General features: G+C 67.8%; 4 protein-coding genes. 2 read left to right on the top strand and 2 right to left on the bottom strand.

Annotation, left to right across the window (positions count from 1 at the left end; translation table 11 throughout):
- Nucleotides 1-247 precede the first annotated feature (247 nt).
- Nucleotides 248-1,327: an ATP-dependent DNA ligase gene (locus ACFWF3_RS29410; protein WP_379316850.1), complete on the top strand. Its 1,080-nt coding sequence runs from the start codon at nt 248-250 to the stop codon at nt 1,325-1,327.
- The gene (ligD, locus tag ACFWF3_RS29405) at nt 1,324-2,322 is read left to right on the top strand and encodes a non-homologous end-joining DNA ligase (protein ID WP_379316848.1); all 999 of its coding nucleotides are present in this window, start codon (nt 1,324-1,326) and stop codon (nt 2,320-2,322) included. Before ACFWF3_RS29410 ends, ligD begins: the two co-directional genes overlap by 4 nt.
- A gap of 4 nt (nt 2,323-2,326) precedes the next feature.
- Here ligD and ACFWF3_RS29400 read toward each other — a convergent pair whose 3' ends face one another.
- Together ACFWF3_RS29400 and ACFWF3_RS29395 are read right to left on the bottom strand one after the other, a co-directional pair.
- Nucleotides 2,327-3,040: a hypothetical protein gene (locus ACFWF3_RS29400; protein WP_379316846.1), complete on the bottom strand. Its 714-nt coding sequence runs from the start codon at nt 3,038-3,040 to the stop codon at nt 2,327-2,329.
- Between the two features lie 100 nt (nt 3,041-3,140).
- Nucleotides 3,141-3,334 (bottom strand): hypothetical protein (locus ACFWF3_RS29395; RefSeq protein ID WP_379316844.1); only part of this gene is annotated, 194 nt, incomplete at its 5' end.

Genomic DNA, 3,334 nt, shown 5'->3' with positions numbered 1-3,334 from the left:
GATCATCACCATCCGCGACCGGTTCACCACCTTCGCCGACGAGCACGGCTGGCTCGACAGCTGATCTCGCGCCAGGGCGGTTATCGCGCCCGCCGATGAACTCCGGCGCGGACTCGGCGAGCGCGACAGGCACGCACTCGATGTCCGCGCACGTGTCGGTCCCCCGTCCTACGATCGCCTCACACACCGATGAATCGGGCGTGCTCGCATCGTCGACACGGGTGAACACACCCGCGAGGAGGATCGGATGGATCTACCGGTGATGCCGCCAGTGCGCCCCATGCTGGCCAAGTCGACGCCGTCGCTACCGCGCGAGCCAGGACTCAGCTATGAGCCGAAGTGGGACGGCTTCCGCTGCGTCGTGTTCCGCGACGGTGACGAGATCGAACTCGGCTCCCGCAACGACCGCCCGCTCACCCGGTACTTCCCCGAGCTGGCCGAGCTGCTGAAGGAGGCGCTGCCGCAACGCTGCGTCATCGACGGGGAGATCGTGGTCGTCACCGATCACGGCCTCGATTTCGACACCTTGCAGCAGCGGTTGCACCCGGCCGCGTCGCGGGTCACCAAACTCGCGACGCAGACACCGGCCAGTTTCGTCGCCTTCGACCTGCTCGCCCTCGGCGATCGCGATCTCACCACCGCACCGTTCGCGCAGCGGCGCCGCGAACTCGAGTCGTTGCTCGACGCCGCGCCCGGCCGGATCCATCTCACACCGATCACCCAGGATCCCGACGTGGCTCAGGACTGGTTCACCCGCTTCGAAGGCGCGGGCTTCGACGGCGTGATGGCCAAGTCCGACGAGCTGGCCTACCTGCAGGACAAGCGAGTGATGCTCAAGATCAAGCACGAGCGCACCGCCGACTGCGTGGTCGCCGGTTACCGGATGCACAAGGACGGCGAAGGCGTCGGTTCGCTGCTGCTCGGCCTGTTCGACGACGAGGGCAATCTGCACCATGTCGGGGTGGCGTCGAGTTTCACCGCGGCCCGGCGCCGCGAATTGCTCGGCGAGCTGGCGCCGTTGCGCGAGAACGCGCTCGACGACCATCCGTGGCGCACCTGGGCCGACGCCGCCGCGCAGGCGAACGCCGACGGCAAGATGCCCGGCGGGCAGAGCCGCTGGAGCGGGGGCAAGGATCTGTCGTGGGAGCCGCTGCGGCCCGAGCTGGTCGCCGAAGTGCGCTACGAGCACGTGCAGTCGGGACGGTTCCGCCACGGCGGGCGGCTGGCGCGGTTCCGCGCCGACCGAACCCCCGATTCGTGCACGTACGCCCAGCTCGATGAAGTGGCGCCCGCCGAGCTCGACGCGATCTTCGGAGTCGGCCGATGAGCGCCGCGGTAGAACTCGACATCGACGGCCGGGCGCTCACCATCAGCAATCCCGACAAGGTCTACTTCACCAAACGCGGCGAGACCAAGCTCGATCTGGTCAACTACTACCGCGCTGTCGCCGCACCGCTGCTCGGTGTGATCGGTGGTCGCCCGCTACTGCTGGAACGCTATCCCGACGGCGCGTCGGGCAAATCATGGTTCCAGAAGCGGGTCCCGAAGTCCGCGCCGGACTGGTTGCAGACCGTGGAGGTGTCCACCCCCAACGGCACCACCAGCGACGCGCTGGTGGCCCACGATCTCGCGCACATCCTGTGGGCGGTGAATCAGGGCTGTCTCGGTTTTCACGTGTGGCCCAATCATGTTCCGGATCTGCGGATCGCCGACGAACTACGCATCGACCTCGATCCCTCGCCCGGCATCGGTTTCGATGATCTGCGCCGGGCCGCGGTGCTCACCCGCGAACTGCTGGCCGAACTCGGCGTCGACTCGTCCATCAAGACCTCGGGCTCACGTGGCCTGCACATCTACGCGGCGCTGGAACCGCGCTGGGACGGCTACGAGGTGCGGGCCGCCGCGGTGGCGCTGGCCAGGGAGCTCGAGCGCAGGCATCCCGAGGAGATCACCGCGCAGTGGTGGAAAGAGGAACGCGGCTCGCGGGTGTTCATCGATTTCAATCAGAACGCCCCGCACAAGACCGTGTTCGGCGCCTGGTCGGTGCGGCCGAAGGTCGGCGGTCAGGTGTCGACACCGATCACCTGGGCCGAACTCGACACCGTCGTTCCCGATGAGCTCACGCTGGCCACCGTGCCCGCCCGCCTCGCCGAGTCGGGTGATCCCTGGGCGCACCGGGCACCGCAATCGATCGAACCGCTGCTGACGATGTCGGAGCGCGATATGGCAGCGGGGCTGATGGACGCACCGTGGCCACCGCAGTATCCGAAGATGCCCAACGAGCCGCCGCGCGTGCAACCGAGCCGGGCCAAGAAGGAGTGAGAACCTATTCGGTGGTCCACAGCGACCAGACCGCGGCGCTGCCCTTGCCCTCGCACACAAGCGCGTGGTTGTCGGAGGTACGGCCCGATTTGTCCACCGAGGGATCGCATTTCGCCCCCGCGGTGTAGTAGGACCCCGATACCTTGAACGGCCCCGACCAGGTATGACCACTCGGTCCGCGCAGACACAGCAATGTCGCACCGTCTGCCGCGACGCCGAGCAGACCGGCCTTCTCCGCGGTGCACTCCGTGTCCTTCTCGACCACGCCGCTCTTCTCGCCGCCGCCCGCGGGGCTCGTCACCGGGACGGCCTCGGTCACCGTCGGTGCCGTGTGCGAGGTCACCGACACCGGCGTCGGCGTCGTGGTCGCCGCCGACTGGGCGAGAGCCGGCATCGACACGTCCAACCCGCCGAAAACGGCGAGCCCGATCGCTGCCGCGACCGCCACCTCGGAGATACCGAGCAGCAGTGCCAGCACCGCGATCCCCCGCCCGCGTGGATGCCCGAACGACAGCAGCCCGAACACGATCGCGATCGGGAACAGCAGCACCAGCGCGGCGGCCAGTGCCACCATCGAGTACGGATTCACGCGCGGTTGGTCACCGCGGCGACCGCCGGTCGCACTGTCCGCGCTCACCTGCGGCCAGCGCTGGCCGTCCCAACGCCGATCGTCGGACTCCTGCTCGGGGTCGTCATCCCATTCCTCGTACCGTGCCATCAACCCCGGGTCCCTCTCCGATCTCCCCGGGCGCACAACGAAACAGGTGCGGCGCCGGGTTACGCGACGAGAATAAGGACTCAAAGCCCAGTAGCACAGCTCAAACGCGAAATAGGGTCACAGTGACATAACGTGTCAACTCGCGCGAGCGCCCTGGTAACGAACCGGCTAACACCCTTACCCCGGCGGACGGAACAGGTTCATGCTGGTCATCAAGTGCAGCGTTGCGCGCACCCCTGAGCTCGCGAGGAGGAATCATGTCCGACAGCACGCCGTCGGCAGACCGCGCCTGGC

The sequence above is a fragment of the Nocardia sp. NPDC060220 genome, from assembly GCF_042727815.1.
Lineage (GTDB): Bacteria > Actinomycetota > Actinomycetes > Mycobacteriales > Mycobacteriaceae > Nocardia.
The sequence above is the reverse complement of the archived record's forward strand: the minus strand, read 5'-3'. Positions and strand labels throughout refer to the sequence as shown.

Excerpts from the sequence above, each read along its gene's own strand:
- ACFWF3_RS29400 (WP_379316846.1), bottom strand. The coding sequence starts at position 3,040 with ATGGCACGGTACGAGGAATGGGATGACGACCCCGAGCAGGAGTCCGAC.
- ligD (WP_379316848.1), top strand. The coding sequence starts at position 1,324 with ATGAGCGCCGCGGTAGAACTCGACATCGACGGCCGGGCGCTCACCATC.
- ACFWF3_RS29410 (WP_379316850.1), top strand. The coding sequence starts at position 248 with ATGGATCTACCGGTGATGCCGCCAGTGCGCCCCATGCTGGCCAAGTCG.